At 55.4% G+C, this 17,861-nt stretch carries 17 protein-coding genes; 6 read left to right on the top strand and 11 right to left on the bottom strand.

All coding sequences use genetic code 11. From position 1 onward, the window contains the following. Positions 1–143 precede the first annotated feature (143 nt). The gene (locus ACYJL1_RS00085; RefSeq protein ID WP_460898088.1) at positions 144–1,145 is read left to right on the top strand and encodes a 2-hydroxyacid dehydrogenase; all 1,002 of its coding nucleotides are present in this window, start codon (positions 144–146) and stop codon (positions 1,143–1,145) included. Positions 1,146–1,370: 225 nt separating this feature from the next. Here ACYJL1_RS00085 and ACYJL1_RS00080 read toward each other — a convergent pair whose 3' ends face one another. The 4 genes from ACYJL1_RS00080 to sugE all read right to left on the bottom strand — a co-directional run bounded on the left by ACYJL1_RS00080 (position 1,371) and on the right by sugE (position 4,420). Next, complete coding sequence (locus ACYJL1_RS00080) at positions 1,371–1,775, bottom strand: aconitase X swivel domain-containing protein (RefSeq protein ID WP_460896460.1); 405 nt, start codon at positions 1,773–1,775, stop codon at positions 1,371–1,373. Beyond that, on the bottom strand, positions 1,772–3,028 hold the full coding sequence (locus tag ACYJL1_RS00075; protein ID WP_460896459.1) for an aconitase X: 1,257 nt from the start codon (positions 3,026–3,028) through the stop codon (positions 1,772–1,774). The genes ACYJL1_RS00080 and ACYJL1_RS00075 overlap by 4 nt, the downstream gene beginning before the upstream one ends. Further along, on the bottom strand, positions 3,018–3,797 hold the full coding sequence (locus tag ACYJL1_RS00070) for a molybdopterin-synthase adenylyltransferase MoeB (RefSeq protein WP_460896458.1): 780 nt from the start codon (positions 3,795–3,797) through the stop codon (positions 3,018–3,020). Before ACYJL1_RS00070 ends, ACYJL1_RS00075 begins: the two co-directional genes overlap by 11 nt. 308 nt (positions 3,798–4,105) lie before the next feature. After that, positions 4,106–4,420: a quaternary ammonium compound efflux SMR transporter SugE gene (gene sugE, locus ACYJL1_RS00065; RefSeq protein ID WP_460896457.1), complete on the bottom strand. Its 315-nt coding sequence runs from the start codon at positions 4,418–4,420 to the stop codon at positions 4,106–4,108. Between the two features lie 259 nt (positions 4,421–4,679). Between sugE and ACYJL1_RS00060 the strand changes: the two genes are divergently transcribed. Both ACYJL1_RS00060 and ACYJL1_RS00055 read left to right on the top strand, forming a co-directional pair. Next, positions 4,680–5,585, top strand: a complete 906-nt coding sequence (locus ACYJL1_RS00060) for an adenylate/guanylate cyclase domain-containing protein (RefSeq protein WP_460896456.1) — start codon at positions 4,680–4,682, stop codon at positions 5,583–5,585. 252 nt (positions 5,586–5,837) lie between these two features. Further along, positions 5,838–6,968 carry a DUF2778 domain-containing protein gene (locus tag ACYJL1_RS00055; RefSeq protein WP_460896455.1) on the top strand — a complete coding sequence of 377 codons (1,131 nt, stop codon included), beginning with the start codon at positions 5,838–5,840 and terminating at the stop codon, positions 6,966–6,968. A gap of 265 nt (positions 6,969–7,233) precedes the next feature. Here ACYJL1_RS00055 and ACYJL1_RS00050 read toward each other — a convergent pair whose 3' ends face one another. Next, entirely contained in the window at positions 7,234–9,972 is a 2,739-nt protein-coding gene (locus ACYJL1_RS00050) for an autotransporter family protein (RefSeq protein WP_460896454.1), read from the bottom strand. 165 nt (positions 9,973–10,137) lie between these two features. Continuing rightward, complete coding sequence (locus ACYJL1_RS00045; protein ID WP_460896453.1) at positions 10,138–11,343, bottom strand: MFS transporter; 1,206 nt, start codon at positions 11,341–11,343, stop codon at positions 10,138–10,140. Between the two features lie 113 nt (positions 11,344–11,456). On the opposite strand from ACYJL1_RS00045, the gene ACYJL1_RS00040 reads away from it, so the two are divergent. After that, a complete protein-coding gene (locus ACYJL1_RS00040; RefSeq protein ID WP_460896452.1) occupies positions 11,457–12,071 on the top strand; it encodes a TetR/AcrR family transcriptional regulator in 615 nt (204 codons plus the stop codon). Here the strand turns inward: ACYJL1_RS00040 and ACYJL1_RS00035 are convergent. After that, positions 12,048–12,377: an ArsR/SmtB family transcription factor gene (locus ACYJL1_RS00035; RefSeq protein ID WP_460896451.1), complete on the bottom strand. Its 330-nt coding sequence runs from the start codon at positions 12,375–12,377 to the stop codon at positions 12,048–12,050. The genes ACYJL1_RS00040 and ACYJL1_RS00035 overlap by 24 nt on opposite strands. Beyond that, positions 12,364–12,810 carry an SRPBCC family protein gene (locus ACYJL1_RS00030; RefSeq protein ID WP_460896450.1) on the bottom strand — a complete coding sequence of 149 codons (447 nt, stop codon included), beginning with the start codon at positions 12,808–12,810 and terminating at the stop codon, positions 12,364–12,366. Before ACYJL1_RS00030 ends, ACYJL1_RS00035 begins: the two co-directional genes overlap by 14 nt. A 138-nt stretch (positions 12,811–12,948) precedes the next feature. Between ACYJL1_RS00030 and ACYJL1_RS00025 the strand changes: the two genes are divergently transcribed. After that, positions 12,949–13,161 (top strand): hypervirulence associated TUDOR domain-containing protein, encoded by a 213-nt coding sequence (locus ACYJL1_RS00025; RefSeq protein WP_460896449.1) that lies wholly within the window; start codon positions 12,949–12,951, stop codon positions 13,159–13,161. A 207-nt stretch (positions 13,162–13,368) separates the two neighbouring features. After that, on the top strand, positions 13,369–13,782 hold the full coding sequence (locus ACYJL1_RS00020) for a pyridoxamine 5'-phosphate oxidase family protein (RefSeq protein ID WP_460896448.1): 414 nt from the start codon (positions 13,369–13,371) through the stop codon (positions 13,780–13,782). 54 nt (positions 13,783–13,836) lie between these two features. On the opposite strand, the gene recF is transcribed toward ACYJL1_RS00020, so the two are convergent. The 3 genes from recF to dnaA form a co-directional block, all read right to left on the bottom strand. Further along, complete coding sequence (gene recF, locus ACYJL1_RS00015; protein WP_460896447.1) at positions 13,837–15,006, bottom strand: DNA replication/repair protein RecF; 1,170 nt, start codon at positions 15,004–15,006, stop codon at positions 13,837–13,839. 17 nt (positions 15,007–15,023) lie between these two features. Further along, positions 15,024–16,142, bottom strand: a complete 1,119-nt coding sequence (dnaN, locus tag ACYJL1_RS00010) for a DNA polymerase III subunit beta (protein WP_460896446.1) — start codon at positions 16,140–16,142, stop codon at positions 15,024–15,026. A 168-nt stretch (positions 16,143–16,310) separates the two neighbouring features. Then, the gene (dnaA, locus tag ACYJL1_RS00005; protein WP_460898087.1) at positions 16,311–17,822 is read right to left on the bottom strand and encodes a chromosomal replication initiator protein DnaA; all 1,512 of its coding nucleotides are present in this window, start codon (positions 17,820–17,822) and stop codon (positions 16,311–16,313) included. Between the last annotated feature and the right edge of the window lie 39 nt (positions 17,823–17,861).

The raw sequence follows: 17,861 nt of genomic DNA, 5'->3' as shown, positions 1-17,861 counted from the left end.
TGTTTTTCTTTGTCTTCTTTGTCCGGCCTTGGTAGACAGTTATTCGGGCGCGACAAGTTTCGCGCCAGAGCGGCTTAACAGCAATTGCAGTTTGCAGTGGTTTGGTTAAAGAGCTCTCAATATCGCAGGCGAAAGGGAGGGGAATATCGGTGAGCAAAAAGCCTCTGGTCGTGATTACCCGCAAATTGCCGGATCCCATCGAAACGCGTATGCGCGAACTTTTCGAAGCGCGACTGAATGTCGATGACCGGCGCTTGACCAAGGCGGAGCTGATCGAAGCGGTTTCGCAGGCCAATGTTCTCGTTCCAACCGTGACCGACCGTATTGATGAAGAGGTTATCAAGGCCGCAGGCCCGAACCTCAAGCTGATCGCCAATTTTGGCAATGGCACCGACAATATTGATGTTGTTGCCGCCGCTGCACGCGGCATTACAGTAACGAATACGCCCAACGTTTTAACCGAAGACACAGCCGATATGACCATGGCACTCATGCTGGCTGTGCCGCGGCGCCTCGTTGAGGGTGCCTCGATCCTGCTTGATGATGGAAAATGGGAAGGTTGGGGACCGACCTGGATGCTTGGCCGCCGCATCTGGGGCAAACGCCTCGGCATTGTCGGTATGGGCCGGATTGGCACGGCTGTTGCCCGGCGCGCCAAGGCCTTTGGCCTCTCGATCCATTATCACAACCGCAAACCCGTAAGCCCGAAGACCGAAGAAGAGCTAGAGGCGACCTATTGGGATAGTCTCGACCAGATGCTGGCGCGCATGGACATCATCTCGGTCAATTGCCCGTCGACACCCGCTACGTTCCATCTTCTATCTGCCCGCCGTCTCGCGCTGATGCAACCAACAGCCTTCATTGTAAACACGGCACGCGGCCAGATCATTGACGAGCAGGCGCTGATCGAGCAGCTGGATCAGGGCAAATTGTCAGGCGCCGCGCTGGACGTGTTCGAGCATGAACCGGCAGTCAATTCCAAGCTGCGCAAGCTGGCGAAAGCTGGCAAGGTGGTCATGCTGCCGCATATGGGCTCGGCGACGCTGGAGGGGCGTATCGATATGGGTGAGAAAGTCATCATCAATATTCGCACCTTTATCGATGGGCATAGGCCTCCGGATCGGGTGTTACCGCGCGACCAGTGAGAATCCGCCCTGACGGCCATCTGATGCAGTTTTTAACAAACACCCACTTCTCCGTCATCCTCGGGCTTGACCCGAGGATCTACGCAATGGTGTAATTTTACTATCGTTTCAATGTATTAGATGAACTGCGCTGGGTCCTCGGGTCAAGCCCGAGGATGACGGAGAGGTGGATGCTTTCCCGGTTATGGAGAAGTGGTGCTTTTCAGCGTGTTGAGAAGCAGGTTTTTATAAGGCTGTAATCGTACCTTTGCCGCTGATGCGAAGCTCACGCTCAACAAATCCCATAAATTCTCCGCGATCCAGCCGCAGCGCCATCGGCGTTGCATGGCCCATTTCCTGCGCGACGATAAGGCCGAGCAGGAGAATTGCGTCAGGCTCGTGCAGAATAAGGGCGGCGGGTGCGAGGCCCGCCGAGACAAGCTCCAGCAAAACGGCGGCGGCTGATGATGAGCCAATCGTGCCCGGCAGGCAAAGCACTTTGCCGGTGATCGAAACGCCATGCTGCGGGTGGCGGACATCGGCAATCAATCCGGTTTTCGGATTAACCCCGCCCCAGAAGCTGATTGGCGCGGTCAGCACCAGTGCTTCGCCTTGCGCTGCCTGTCCCTGAACCAGAATTTCCGTCCTCATGCCGGAGCACCGAAAACAGGACGGGCCAGCACAGCGCTTTCCACGCATTCGGCCATGGAGCCATAAATGACGCCATAGCCCGTATTGCCCGGTGCGTAATGCGCAAATTTGCCGGAATTGGTCATGAGTACCGCGCCGTCAATGTCCGGCAGGATCGGCGTAACCACGACGCAAGTGTCGGCGACGATGACAACGCCTGATGCTTCCAGCGACTGGCGACGGCCATTGCCCTCCAATGCGGCCAGCGCATGACGCCCGGTGCAGGCATAAAGCGGGATCTTGAGTTTGCGCCCTGCAATGAGACTTTCGAGCCGATCAAACTCCATTGCCGAAAGATGGGGGCTGCCAATGGCAACGGCATCAATGCGCTCCATGTCGCGCGCGGTGGAAAGACGTCGGCGCGAATCCGCGATCATCTCGCCGGTCACCTTGATCGTCGCTTGCGGCGCTTGATGATGGAGCGCCGTCATCAAATCAGGTGCTTCCGGCGTCACACCTGCTACATGGAACAGGCCGACTGCACCCGCTGAAGCCGACGCAGCACCGAAGGCTTTCAAAGCGTCTTCGCCTGGATGCACATGAACGCCTGCCACGACGCCAACGGCATCGCCGATCTCGCGGCCAAACAGGCTGCCAAGAATAGGCCAGGCCACTTCCGAGCGCAAAAATGCAGGATCAATTGCGCTGACATCAAAGATGATCGTGGCACGGCGATTTTCCGGCCGATGCAGGCCGTAATAGGGTGCGAAACCGGCGATGGCGCAGGCGATATCCAGAAAATCGCCATAGCGGTTGGTGCGCGCACCCAGCACCGAATTGCAGAACACGACAGCATTGGATTCACCCCATGCGACATCGCTGCCAAGGGCAGGGCGATGGCCCGCCTGATAGGGCGCGCATGTCCAGCTCGGCTCGCAGCCAAGCGTGCGATAGGCATCCATCATCCGCTGCGCCATAGCGCGCTCATGCGGGGGCAGGCGGTTTTCGGAACAGCCGGTCAGATCAAGCGAGCCGACATTGAGCGTGGCGCGGACGGCGACCTTGGCGCCGCCTTCGACAAGCTTTTCTGCAAAGAGCGTGCCGCTATCGCCGTGGTAAAGCGCGCCATCAATATGTGCCGAGGCAATCGGGATCAGCGAGGGCGCACCCATCACCCGCGCGGTGGCAGCAACAATGCGCATGGCCATGGCTGTACCTTCGCCGCGCGAACCGCTGGCGATTGCGCGTTGTTCGGCAGAAAGCTCAAGCGCCATGGGTTGATTTGGCCCTGTATTTGATCGTTTCAAAGCGCGAGGTCAGCGCATCGTAAAGCAAGAGCTTGCCGATCAGCGGCTCGCCTATGCCGGTGACAAGCTTGATAACCTCGGTTGCCTGTAATGTGCCAATGACGCCGGGCAGCACACCAAGCACGCCAGCTTCGGCGCAGGCGGGGACAAGTCCGGGCGGTGGCGGATTTGGAAACAGATCGCGGTAGGAGGGGTTCGAACGCCCATCGCTGTTGGTGAGATAGGGCATCAGCGTGGTCAGCGATCCGTCAAACCGCCCCAAAGCCGCCGAAACCAGCGGACGCTTTTGGGAGAGACACGTATCGGCCAGCAAATAGCGCGTATCGAAATTATCCGAGCCATCAACCACAATATCATAGCGGCTGACAAGATCGGCGGCATTGTCCGGCGCAATGCGCATGTCATGCACTTCGGCAATGACATGCGGGTTGATGGCAGCAATGGCGCGAGCAGCGCTTTCCCCTTTGGGCGAGCCGACCAGCTCAGTCGAATGGATGATCTGCCTTTGCAGATTGGACAGGGAAACACGATCATCGTCGACAATGCCTAGCGTTCCAATGCCTGCCGCAGCCAGATATTGCAGCACCGGCGCACCAAGCCCGCCCGCACCCACCACGAGTACGCGGGCACGCTTCAGCTTTTGCTGGCCGGGGCCGCCAATCTCGCCAAGGATGATATGGCGGGCATAGCGTTCAACTTCGGAGGAGGAAAGGGCGGTGTTCGGCTGTTCGGTCATGTTGATACTTTAGGGGATGATGAACCTGAAACCAATGCGCCGAATGATCTCTCCCTCAAGGAAAATACCTATTCGTCATCCTCGGGCTTGACCCGAGGATACACAGCGGCATTTTCATTTTTTGGCGTAGAGATAATCTTTCCCCTCCTGTCTTTGGGTCCTCGGGTCAAGCCCGAGGATGACGGAGAGGTGGTTTGGATGGAATATCACGGAGATGCTTGCAAGCATTATTGCAATCATCTCACGTTTCTTACGGTACCCCTGAGCTTGTCGAAGGGCGAACCACGCAAAACGCTTTTGCAATATATCTAAGTCAGAAACTTCAACCCACCGATACCGGCAACAATCAACCCGATACAGACCAGCCGCACTGCGGTTGCTGGCTCGCCGAAAATATACATACCAAGCAGCGCGGTGCCGACTGTGCCAATGCCGGTCCACACCGCATAGGCGCTGCCGACCGGCAGATCGCGCAGCGCAAGACCAAGCAGAACCACGCTGATGATCATGCTGCCAGCGGTGAGAATTGAGGGCGTGAGCTTCGTAAAGCCATCGGTATATTTGAGTCCGATAGCCCAGCCAATTTCGAAGAGACCGGCAATAATGAGAATAATCCAGGCCATGACGACCATCCTTTGAATTGTCGGGCCGTCCCGGATCTGTCTGATGCGCACTATCGCGTGAAGGTCGTCCTTCGTGGTTTTATTTAAGGCTGTGCCAATGAATAGACAAGACAGCCACGCGATGAGTATTTTTGGTGTTTAACATCAAGGGGAGTGAAAGGGGGTATGAATGAACTTCCCACAAGCCGTCTGAAACTATATTCTCCAGCTCAATAGCGAGGAATTCTTCGCTAGCAAGGCAAGAACCGGGGGAGAACGGATGCCTGAAACGCGTCGCAAGCTGACTACGATTTTTTCCGCTGATGTGCAGGATTATACGCGCATGATGCGCGATGACGAGGAAGGCACGCTCGATACACTCAAGCGCTACCGGGACGCGATGAGCAGGCTGATTGAGGCCCATCACGGAAGGGTCATCAACACCTGGGGCGACGGGTTGATTGCCGAGTTTTCCAGCGTTGTGGAGGCGGTGCGTGCTGCACTCGATGTGCAGACAGAGCTTGCCGGATATAATGCCGATCGCCCTGACGAGACCCGCATGCTGTTTCGCATTGGCATTAATCTGGGCGATGTGATTGCCGAAGGCGACGACATTTACGGCGATGGCGTGAATGTTGCTGCGCGTTTGCAGGCATCCGCTTCCGCTGGCGGCATCGTCATATCCAATACCGTCTATGATCAGGTGCGCAACAAATTAACGGTTGGATTTGAATGCCTCGGGCAGTTGCCGGTCAAGAATATCGAAGGCGGCGTTCTTAGTTATGCCGTGCGTATTGGCGAAGCTGCGACGCAACCGGAGCCTGTTAAGACAAACGGGCAAATCCCAACAGGTAGGACAGAACCGGCATTTAAAAGTGTCAGTGCGGGTTTGCTTGCGGTCATTGCCGCCGGATTGGTCGGCATCAATTTTCTCTCATGGGATGGCGTGTTTTGGGCGCGTTGGCCTCTTCTCGCGCTGGCGACCATTTTGGGTCTACGCTGGGCCAAAACAGCGGAACGCATGGATCGTTCTATTGCTGCTCTTGCCGTTATCGGGCTGGCGATAGCGGGCATTAATCTGTTTTCTTGGCAAGGTACTTTCTGGGCGGCATGGCCGTTGCTGGCCATAGCAATTATTGGTGGTGTTCGCTGGATCACGCGTCAGCGTCCCAGCGCTGGGAGTTGATATGCTGTCCATTGGCGGGAGGCAAAGTTCGCCCTCAATCATCCTGATCGATGAGCGTGGCCGATGGGACGGTTTTTCAAACTGAATATTCTTCCCATAACCACTTGGTAACCAAGTTTCTTCATTCTCTGTTTTTATCAGCGACTGCCATCGGGGAATGTGTTTTGTCCTCGGCCTCAATCCTGCCTTGTCAGCAGTGATTTTGCGGAGGCGCTGATAGATGTTGAGTAAAGAGTTCGGGAAGCTTGTATTATGGCGTTTGCAGTCAAGACGGCCGGGGGCACCAAGTCTCAAGCCAAAAAGGGCCGTCAGCCGGGGCGCGCGTTTTTCTCCGCAGCCATTCTTGCGGGTTTGGGGGTTGTCGGCTCGCTCGGCGCCGTTGCCGCAGTCGTCAGCCTGCAGCGCGCCTTTATTCCTCACGCTTCGGCAAGCACTGCCAGTCATATCTTCACACCCCTTTCTGCTCATCCCTTGAAGCATGCAGCCTATGACACGAACCCAAAGGCACCAAAGTTTCCGCGTGTGCCGGAGCTGAGCCAGGCAGGCTGGCAGGTCAGTGATATGGATGAAGGCTCGGTCATCGGGCAAAACGGCGAAGTCATTGTCATTACGCCGCCCAAACCGAAAGTGGTGGTGGCGGCGAAGCCGCCGCTTGACGCAGATGCCTTTGAGGCGCGGGCTGCAGGTCTTGATACGATGCAGGTTTCGTCAATCTATACGCCTGTCCGGTCTTACAGTTCTCTGGATGCACCAGCGCCAGCTGAAGTCACCGCCTTGCAGGAACCCGGCCCAGCCCTCGGTGCCTCGCCGCAGGGGCCATTCAGCCTCGTTCTGGCGGAAAGCGATGATGACATGGAAATTCCCTTGCCTGGCAGGAAGCCGAAGCGCGCGCCGCAAGTGATGGCTTATGCGCCGCAGGAAAACAGCATTCAGGATATGGCACCGAGCTACAGATCCGCTCCAGTCGTTACCGCCCGCGCCCGGACGGCGATCTACAGTATCGAGCAGAAGACTGTCTATATGCCGAATGGGGAGCGCCTCGAAGCACATTCCGGTCTGGGGCCAATGCTTGATGATCCGCGCTTCGTGCACAAGAAAATGCGTGGTGCAACGCCGCCGCATACTTACAAGCTGACCATGCGGGAGGCCTTGTTCCACGGCGTGGAAGCGATCCGCCTCAATCCGGTTGACCCAAGCAAGATTTTCGGACGCGATGGCTTGTTGGCTCACACTTACATGCTCGGCAAGCGCGGCGATTCCAACGGTTGCCTTGTGTTCAAGGATTACAAACGCTTCCTTGCCGCTTTCAAGCGGGGCGAAATTACACAGCTCGTCGTGGTCGCCCGTTTGCCGGGTGGATCCGCAAACGTTGCATCACGATAGAAGCAATTCCAGGAAAACCGCTACACTTTGCTGGAGTTGCTCTAAACGCTTTACAACTCAGTAATTTTGCATGGTTGTGGGTGCGTGCTTCGCCCTTCGGCAAGCTCAGGATAGCTCAGTATGAGGGAGGAAGCGGGTTGCAATATCCACTTTGCAACGTCCCAGAATCACGTTCCCTGCCAAACTCCAACTCCCTCATGCTGAGCTTGTCGAAGCACGCACGATCCATTTGCCGGTCGCAAGGTGCTTCAGGCGGTGTGCCCGCTTACCAGCTTACTTTTAGGCCGATATTGCCTTCGAAGACCTCGCGTTTGTCGCCATCAATATCAAACGTGTAATCAGCCACAGCGAATGCGCTGACTGACTTGTTGAAACTGTGAACGATACCACCGCCAAGCTCCAGCGACGTGGTCTCGCCTTCTGTGACAATGCTATCGCCACCGAATTTCACGCTGTCTTTGCTTTCGAATGAATGCCAGAGATTGGCCTTCACATAAGGCTGGAACAATCCGGATGAGGTCTGATAATTGCCCTGCAATCTTGCGCCAACACGCCCTGTCCAGCCATCATCGGCGTCGAAGGCAATATCGGAAAACTCGTCTTCCTGATCGTCTAGCGAGATATGCTGCCAGATGATCTGCGCCTGCGGCTCCAGCACCCAATTATCACTGAGCGCGAACGGATAACCGCCTTCCAGCGATGCTGTTATGCCATCGCCATCCACGTCAATACCGACACCACGATCAGAACGGGCGGTGCCGCTGAACCAGCTTCCCATGACAACGGCGTCGAGATACCAGTTGGTAGGGCCGATATGTGTCCAATAGGCACCGGCACTGTGGGTATCCGTATCGATCTTGCCAGTCTTCAGATTGTTCCAACCAAGTGCTTGGCCCCGAATATCGGCATCAAGCGAAGCAAAACCGTAGAAGAGCCCGGCCGTATCCTTGTGGCCGTTCTCGCTTTCATAGCGCAGAATATCGAGCCCGGCCTGTACGCCCCAAGTCGTGCCGTCAATGGTTGGAGAGACGGTGCCGCCCCAGCCTTGTTCGATATCTTCACCGAAGACGCGGGCCCATGCGGCTGAGGCGACCTCGCCGGGTGCCAGAACTTGCTGGGCACCGCGCCGCTCGTGGAATGTGCTGAGCGTTGCAAGCGCCGCCTGCCGCATTGCCGGAATCGCCGCCGAATAGGTTGGCACTTCGATTCGGTAAAGCGGCACCACATCGCCTGTAACGCGCGTAGCGCCCGGCGTTGGCGGCGTTGAGCCTGTTCCCGGCACCGGCGCAGGATTTCCTGGTATCGGCGGTGCAGGCGGCGGCGGTGTTGGCGCTGGCGCTTCGGCAGGTGGCGGAGGCGCGACCGGCGGTGCTTCACCCGGCTCTACGGGCGGTGACGGGTCGACCGGGTTTGGATCGTCCGGATTCACCGGCAAGGGTGGTGCGGGCTCTTCCTGTGGTGGCGGTGGCGGCGGAGATACCTCCGGCGCTTCCGGTTCGACGACCGGGCCCGGATCAACTGGCGAGGGTGCCGGAGCCGGAGCAGGTGGCTCCGGCGCGGTTACCAGTGTCGAGCGCAGATACCAGTTCTGTTCACTGCCATCGCTGATGCCGCCTTTGAAAAGGTAATATTCATAGGCTCCTGCCGCGACAGCACTATTAAGCGCGAATGTATCACTGGTCGTCGTTGCACCATTGACGGTTTCGACCAGAAGAATGCCGTCCTGTGTGGTGCTGGCGCCTGTGCCACCATTATTGATGACGCTGATGCCTGTGGAGCCTGATGCTGTGCCGCCGTCGATAATGAGTTTATCGGAAGCGGAACTGTCATCGCCAAGCACGGTGTCGAGAAACAGCAGTCCGCCATTGCCCATATAATTGCCAGCGATATGGAAACTGTCGCTCGTGCCGCTGCCATTGGTCAGATCAATGCGACCCGCATTGGTGACATTGACAAGCTGGCCCACCACGAAGGGTGCAACGGATGAGTTTGCGCCACCGCCGAATATGGTGCTGGTTGAATCAATCGAGAGATTGCCGGTCTGCGTGCCTGCATCGCCAAGCGTTAATGTACCATCGAAAGTAAGCTCGGTGTCATTGGTGGCAGCGATGTTTTCCCAATTTTGAAACCGCGAAATATTGTCTGCCAATACATTGTTGAAGGTGAGTGTGTCATTGCCTGCACCACCTGTGACCTGTGTCGTCGCGCCTATATTTGCGGCGGTAAGGTTGGTAAGCGCAGCAATGTCATCATCACCGCCAAGATCGATGGCTCCATAAATAATACCACCACTATCCCAGCGGAATGTATCAGTGCCGAAACTGAGAAGCACATTGCCGCCGACGCTGCCGCCTGTAACAGTAACGCTGTCCGTGCCGCCGCTCACGCTGATATTACCGCCAATCGTACCGTTGGACAGGATGATGGTGTCGTTGCCGAAACCGGCAACAAGATTGCGGTCGATGATGCCGCCGGACATATCGAACAGATTGTTATCCAGTTTCATGTTGACGCGGCCTATGCGACCGCCAGTCATGATTGCTCTGTCACCATCATCAAAGGCATCGATAATATGTCCGCCCGACATGAAGAATGTATCGAGATTGTCGCCTTGGTTGAGAGAACCGACAGAGCCGCCAGTCATATTGAAATCGTCAATACCGCTGCCCTGTTGGACATTGCCGGTAATCGTACCCGCGCCAATTGTTACAGTGTCTGCACCTGCGCCGAAAACAATGTTCCCATTGACAGTGCCGCTGCCGCCTCCCGGCATGGTAAGCGTATTGTTGCCCGTATTGTCGGTGAGGCCGGCGCTAACGCCGCTATCGCAGATATAGGTGCTGTCGCCAGCTGTCGGCGTAAGGTCGCAGGCTGCTTGCGCACCGCTGGATAAAGCGAGAAGTCCAAATGTTGATGTAGTGGAGGCAAGAAAGATGCCGGTTAGTATTTTCTTCTTCAATCTATTGGATGAAGCAGGTTTGCTGTGCAGAAATCCTCGAGCCATCTACTTCCCCCCAAGTGCGATGTAGTGAATTTGACGGGGACGTTAGGTAATACTTTAGGTGCAGACAAGTAATTTTATCAAAAGATTGCAAAATGAGTTCGGATGAAATGAGTTAAACAGCGGAAAGATGGGAATCTTCCCGCTGTTTTTTCCTGGTTTTGGCATTCAGATAGCGGTTTTGAGCTGTGCCTTCGGCTTTGCGCCAAAGGTGAGGCAGAAGGTAAAGGCCGCAATGAAGGCAATCACTCCAGAGGCAACGGAAACGTAAAAGCCGCGGCTTGCACCATATTCGTCAATTACCCAGCCTGAAAGGGAAGAGCCGAGCGCCATGCCGATCATGACGCCCGTCATTGCCCATGTAATACCTTCTGTCAGCTTCGATGCAGGGACGAGGCGTTCAATCAGGCCCATCGAGATGATGATGGTAGGGGATACGGCGGCACCTGCCAGAAAAAGAACAATGGAGAGGCCGCCAATGCCGTCGACGATCAGCAGGGGCAGCGTCGTCAACATGGCAAGGCTGATTGCCAGCAGGAATTGTTTTGCCAAGAGCATCTGCAGATTCAGAGCACCAAAGACGAGGCCAACAATGAGCGAACCTGCGGCGTAGCTCGCAAGCGCAATACCGGCGGCGGCCTTCTGGCCCTGCTCTTCGGCAAAGGCGATGGCAGTGACTTCAGCCGTACCGAACAGCGCTCCGATAGCTGCCAGTGTGACGGCTATGAGTTGAAGAGAGGGAAGACGAATGACCGAGGCACTGTCAGTGCGGTCCTGCGGATGGATGGCGGGTTCGGTGGACTTTTGTGCAATGAACAGTGCACTCCCGACAGCAAGAAACAGAGTTGCGGCGAGCGGCCCGGCCTGCGGGAAGAGAGCAACACTCAGACCAATGGCGATGATCGGGCCAACCATATAGATGACCTCATCAACCACGGATTCAAAAGCGAAGGCCGTACGCAGTTTCGGCGTGTCGCGATAGATTTCGGTCCAGCGTGCGCGGACAAGTGCAGTCATGCTGGGCATGAAACCGGCAAGCATGGCAAAAACGAACAATGTCCATGCAGGCGCGTTGTAGTGCGCTGACAGCATCAGGCCCGCAAGGGCAAGGACCGTAATCAACGAAAACACGGGAAGAATGCGGCTTTGACCGAAACGGTCAATCAGGCGCGATATTTGTGGTGCGATAAGTGCATTGGACAAGGCGAAGGTGGCAGACACGGCCCCAGCGAGCCAGTAGGTGCCGTGTGTTTGGGAAAGCATGGTGACGATACCAAGTGTAACCATGCTCAAGGGCAGGCGGGCGATGAAACCGGTGGCGGAAAAGGCGACGCTTCCTGGTGCAGCGAAAATTTCTTTGTAGGGATTTGCCATGACAGACATCCTTGGTTGAGAACCGCCATTACATACGAGGCGTATATAAATGAAATAGTTGCATACGCTGCGTATGTCAACTAATATACGTTGCGTATGTAAAAGGAAAGCAGATGGCTCATAAGCCCCGCAGTGAAATGATTGTCGAAACAAGGGCCAAACTATTGGCTGCCGCCCGGCATGCTTTTGGAACAGTAGGCTATGCGGAAGCCTCAATGGACGATTTTACCTCTTCGGCGGGGCTCACCCGAGGCGCGCTTTATCACCATTTTGGTGACAAGAAGGGATTGCTTGAAGCCGTTATCAAGCAGATTGATGCGGAGATGAATGACCGATTGATCAAGGTCAACGAGAATGCAAAGAGCCGCTGGCAGGGTTATGTCGACGAATGTGTGACCTATGTAGAAATGGCGATCGAGCCGGAAATCCAGCGCATCGTGCTGTTGGACGGACCGGCCGTTCTGGGCGACCCCGCAAACTGGCCAACGACCAATACCTGTATCCGCTCCATGACCATGAGCCTGACGCAGCTTCGTGACGAGGGGGCGATAAGAGATGTCGATCCGGAAGCTGTAGCTCGCATACTCAATGGCGCCTTAACCCACGCTTCGCTTTGGGTCGCGAATTCGACAGAGCCGGAAGCCACGTTAGGCAAAGCCGTTGAGGCGATCCGGCAATTGCTTGATGGTTTATTGCCAAAACAATCAGCGCTCGACAAAGGCGCGTAGGCGCTCCAAAGCATCATCCCATTGACGGGAAACGCCATCAAGATAGGCGCGGATATCGTTGATCGGCTCAGGCCGGAAGGCAAAATGGCTTTCTCGTCCGACCTTGGTGCTGATCACCAATCCTGCATCCTCAAGCACCTTGAGATGCTTGGTGATAGCCTGGCGGGTTATCTGCGTATCGGAAGAGAGACCAACGATTGAGCGGCTTTGGCCATCGCTGAGCTTGGTCAGCAACGACAGCCGAGTTCTATCGCCCAAAGCTGCAAATAAAGGTGCAGGATCGGAAAGCGGATTATTGTTCAACATAGGCCTTGATATTCTTTACCTGTTCTTCCCAACCGCCATCATTGGAACGCAGGGCTTCGTCACGGCGATGGTGGGGCAGAGCGCCAAATCCGGATTCAGTAACAGTCAACCGCGTTCCCTTATCTGCAGGCTGCAAGCGAAACTCGACCAAGGTCGGTGTCTCAGCCGAATAATCCACATCGGGATCAATTGCGTGCGGGTGCCATGTAAAACTGAACAGATGGGGCTCTTCCATAGCCTTGACTGTCGCATGCCATTTCACATGTTCATAGCTGGGATAAGTAATATGGCCACTGGAGACCTGGCCGAGAACGAAGGGGCCGTCAAGTTTAACACGAAACCATTCGCCAAATGCGAGATGATCAGTGAGCGCGCGCCAAACCTTTTCGATTGGCGCATTCAATTCAATATTCTTTTCGATACGATCAGACATTACGCAACCTCCTGGTTGCTTTTAATCTGGCGGATCAAGAAAAGAAATGCAACCAAAAAGTTGCAATTCTACCCGGAGTATTCAGGTAAGCCTTTCCCGATTAGTATGTTAAAATTCCGGAGCAGGCAGGGAAGCACCATGACGAAATTCTATAATGGCAACATGGTTGAATGGGGCAACGGCACAGCGACCGGCAAAATCGTCCACACATTCACGACCAGGGTGACAAGGAAAATCAAAGGCGCAGAAGTGACCCGCAATGCTTCCAAGGACGACCCCGCCTATCTGATTGAACAGAACAATGGCGATAAAGTTCTCAAAAGCGGCTCGGAGTTAAAGGCCACCCGCTAGAGCCTTTCCTGTTTGAACGGAACTACTTCTATCTAAACAGGAAAGGCTCTGGAGCTTTTTCTAAGAGCTATCATTGGTCGCCAGGCACTAAAATACTATCGGGATTGTTTCATTGGACATGGCAGGCCAACAGACTGAAAATTTGGTTCAGGCTGAACCAAATGACCCTTAACGCGTTGCTCCTTCGCGACAAAAAGGGAGCATATTATGAGCAAGAACATTTCCTATCTGGCAGAGAAGATGCGTGACATCGATATTTGCATGCTGATGACGCATACCAAAAACGGGGCAATTGCGGGTCGTCCAATGAGCAATAATCGTGATGTCGAATATGATGGCGATGCCTACTTTTTCACCTGGGACGACTCCCGCATGGTTTCGGATATCCAAGAGAACCCCAAGGTTGCCCTGACCTTTCAGGGTGAAAAGGCATTTTCCATTGCTCTCGAAGGAAAAGCAGAAATCATCAAGGACAAGAAGAAATTTGAGGAACACTGGACACCAGATCTCGATGATTGGTTCAAGGATGGTGTCGATACAAAAGGAATGGCGATGATCAAGGTTCACGCCGAGCGTGCTCATTATTGGGATGGCATGGAAGAAGGCGAGATAAAAATCTAATGCTCCGATAGAAAGCGCTGTCTCAAGCAGCGCTTTCTATGCTGCCATCATCAATCATGGTGAACTGCCAATCACGTCGCCGTGCGACACATCGAAAAACTGCGCACGGCCTTCCAGGCTTGTAAACAGTGCCTTGTCTGTGCCGGTCATAAATGCCTGGCCGCCAAGCTCTTCGATAATATCAAAAAGCGCCGCCCGGCGACCTTCATCCAGATGTGCAGCGATTTCGTCCAGAAGCAGGATCGGAGCCATCCCCGCCAGTTCACCTGTGAGGCGAGCATGGGAAAGGATCAATCCAATCAACAATGCCTTTTGTTCCCCGGTCGAGCAAAGTTCCGCAGGCATGGACTTGGGCCGGTGCCGCACCAGCAGGTCAGAGCGATGCGGACCGTCAAGCGTGCGTCCGGCAGCCCGGTCCCGCGAACGGCCATCATGCAGCGCGCGGCGAAATACTTCCTCAACATCCGTTGCGGACTCTATACCAACGCGCTGTTCCAACTCGCCTTCGAGCAGGCAATCGGCCTTGGGGAAGGGCGTATCGTCGGGCATGCGCTCGATCATGCCATTGATGAGACGCATCAATTCCGCACGCGCCGCAGCAATAGCAATGCCCAGTTCAGCCATAGGCGTCTCGATTGCATCAAGCCAGGAAGCGTTGGTGCGCTCTTCCGTAAGCAGACGGTTACGGCTTCGCATCGATTTTTCATAGTCGAGAACCCGTTTGCCATGGGCCGGGTCAATGGCAAGGACCATGCGGTCGAGAAAGCGTCGCCGGTCAGCGGCAGGGCCGGTAAACAGCCCATCCATGGCAGGAACCAACCAGAGAATGCGCGAATAGTCGAGAAGGTCGTCGGCGCTGGCAGCCGTTACGCCATTAACGCGGACGCGGCGGGCAGTATCGCCCGGTGCATTTCCAGATAGCCCCGTTCCAACATCGACCGTGCCCTCGGGCGTGTCGATAGAAGCGTGAATGGCAAAACCGTCAGTTGCATTGTTGCGGGTAACGTCGGCATAGGCCGCGCGCCGCAGACCGCGACCAGGAGACAGAAAGGATATTGCTTCAAGCAGGTTGGTTTTGCCGGCACCGTTTTCGCCCGTCAGAACCACATGCGAAGGCGCAAGCCGTAAGGACAGGCTTTCATAATTGCGGAAATTGCTGAGCTTCAGCCTGCCGATTGAAACGCGGGCTGGCTTGCCCGCGTCCATAGGGGGATCATCGGCCATGAGAACGTGTAAGGCGGCTAGACCCGCATCGGCATGAGCACATAAAGCGCATTCTCATCGCCCGTATCACGCACCAGTGTCGGCGAACCGGCATCGGCGAGCATGAAGATCGCTTCGGAACCCGTCAGCTGTGCCGTGATATCGAGGAGATATTTGGCGTTGAAACCAATCTCGATGGCATCTGAATCATAGTCAGCAGCCAGTTCATCCGTTGCGCTGCCGGAGTCCGGATTGTTAACCGTAAGCGTAACCTGACCTTCGGCAATTGTCAGCTTGACTGCACGGCCGCGTTCGCTCGAAATCGTAGAAACGCGATCAACCGCAGAGGCAAAGCTCTGCCTGTCAATTGTCAGCTTCTTGTCATTGCCCGATGGGATGACGCGCTGATAATCCGGAAATGTGCCATCGATCAGCTTGGAGGTGAGGACCACCGAGCCAATTGTGAAGCGTATTTTAGTTTCCGACAATTCAACCGTCACCACGACATCGGGATCGTCAACCAGTTTCTGCAATTCGGCCACGGTCTTGCGCGGGATGATGATGCCCGGCATGCCTTCGCTGCCAGCGGGGGCCTCAAGCTCGGCGCGGGCAAGACGATGCCCATCCGTAGCAACTGCGCGCAGCTTCAGGGCGCCGTCGCTTTCAATGGTATGGAAATAGATGCCATTGAGATAATAACGGGTTTCCTCGGTGGATATTGCAAATTGCGTGCGATCGATCAAGCCCTTGATAGCGCTCGACGGCAGCCGGAATGTATGGGTGAATGTCCCTGCTGTCAGCTCAGGAAAATCCGATTGCGGCAGACACTGGAGACGAAAGCTTGAACGACCGGAGGTGACGGCCATGGAATTGCCATCCGCATTGGTTGCGAGCATGACTTCCGCGCCATCAGGCAACTTACGCACGATATCGTAAAGAAGATGCGCCGGAACCGTGGTTGCACCAGCCTGCTCGATCTGCGCTGCAGTGGCTTCGGTCACTTCAAGGTCAAGGTCAGTGGCCTTCAGGGCCAGGCTGGCACCCTCGGCATGGAGAAGAACGTTCGACAGGATCGGAATAGTGTTGCGCCGTTCGACCACACGGTGGACATGGTTGAGCGACTTCAGAAGGTTGGAACGTTCAAGAGTTACACGCATGATAAACCGGTCTCACTGACTTTTGCCAAACTATAGTGTCTGGGTAGTGGGGAGGCATTCCCCTTAGGTCAAGCAAATTGGCAGAAAACAGACGTAAAAAGCAAGCCTGCGGGGAAGAACACGCGTTCTCGCCGCAGGCTTTCTGTTGATAAGCTGTGATAGCGCTGCTTATTGCGCCTGATCGTTGATAAGGCGCTTGAGCAGTTCAAGTTCCTGCGACAGTTTTTGATCCTTGCCAACAATATCCTCGATCTTGCGCACCGCATGAAGCACCGTTGTGTGATCACGCCCACCAAAGCGGCGGCCGATCTCTGGAAGGGAGCGCGGCGTCAGCATCTTTGCCAGATACATGGCGATCTGGCGTGGCTTGACGATGGTCCGCGTGCGCCGATTCGACAGGAGATCCTGCTTGGAAACATTGTAGTGACGCGAAACGATGCGCTGGATTTCTTCAATGCGAATGCGCTTGGCTTCACCGCCGCGCATCAGATGGCTCAAAAGTTCATCAACACGATCCACCGAAAGGTTTGGTTCGAAAGTCTGGCGGAACAGAAGCTGGTTGAATGCGCCTTCCAGCTCGCGTCCACTACCGGTAACGGAACGGGCGACGTGATCAAGAATTTCTGGCGTAATATCCAGGGACTTGTCTTCTGCCTGCGCAGCCACAAGCCGGCGCTGGAGAATTTCAAGGCGCATCGCATAGTCCGGCGAGATCATTTCAAGCGCGACACCGCCCTGAAGACGCGAACGGACGCGTGGATCAAGCGATTCCAGCTCTGATGGTGGACGGTCAGCCGCAACCACGACCTGCTTGGCGCTGTCGAGCAGCGTGTTGATGAGATGGCAGAACTCGTGCTGGATCGATTTGCCCTGCAGGAACTGCATATCATCGATGATCAAAAGGTCGATATCGCGCAACTGCTCTTTGAAAGACAAGGCATTATTGTCGCGAATGGCAGTCGCAAAGCGCCACATGAAATATTCAGCGGTGAGGTAAACAACGCGGGCGCGTTCCGGACGCTTCAATGCCTCGGCTGCAATGGCCTGCAAGAGATGAGTCTTGCCGAGGCCGACGGAAGCGTGAATGAAAAGCGGGTTGAAGCGGACAGCACTCGCGCCAGCATCAGCAATGGTGCGGGCAGCGGCAAGAGCAACGCGGTTTGGTGTGCCATCGACAAAGGTGTCGAATGTGTAGCGCGGATCCAGCGGCGAGCCAAAAATGGCGTTTTGGGCACGGTCAGTAAAATGTGCAGGCGTTTTCTTATCGGAAGCAAGATTTCCAACAGGGAATACCGGTTTTTCACGTGCGAAGCCAGACTTGTCGGCCCCAGCGCGATCTGTGCCCGAGGTTTCAGCGCGCAAGGCGCCTTCATCGCATACCGGGCGGATCGCGGCGCGGCTTGCGCTGCGGAAAACGATCTCGACCTTGAGAACCTGCTCGTCTTCTTCGCGCCATAGTGCTGCAATCATATCTGCGTAGTGATTGTTGATCCACGACCGGAGAAATGCTGTGGGGACAGACAGACGGACGATGCTCTTGGATGTCTCGTCCAGCTTCAGGCGCCCAAACCAACTCGAATAAACTTCGCTTCCCAGTTTTGCTTTCAGCTTGAGTTTTACACGTTCAAAGATCGCTTCGCCCGGATTGGTGGCTATCTCCATAGCTTTCCCCTCACTCATATGGAGCGGGACTATGGCTGCCTTTGAGCCGTTTTCCAT

This window comes from Phyllobacterium sp. K27 (assembly GCF_054796155.1).
Note: the sequence above shows the minus strand (reverse complement) of the source record. Positions and strands in the feature narration are given on the sequence as shown.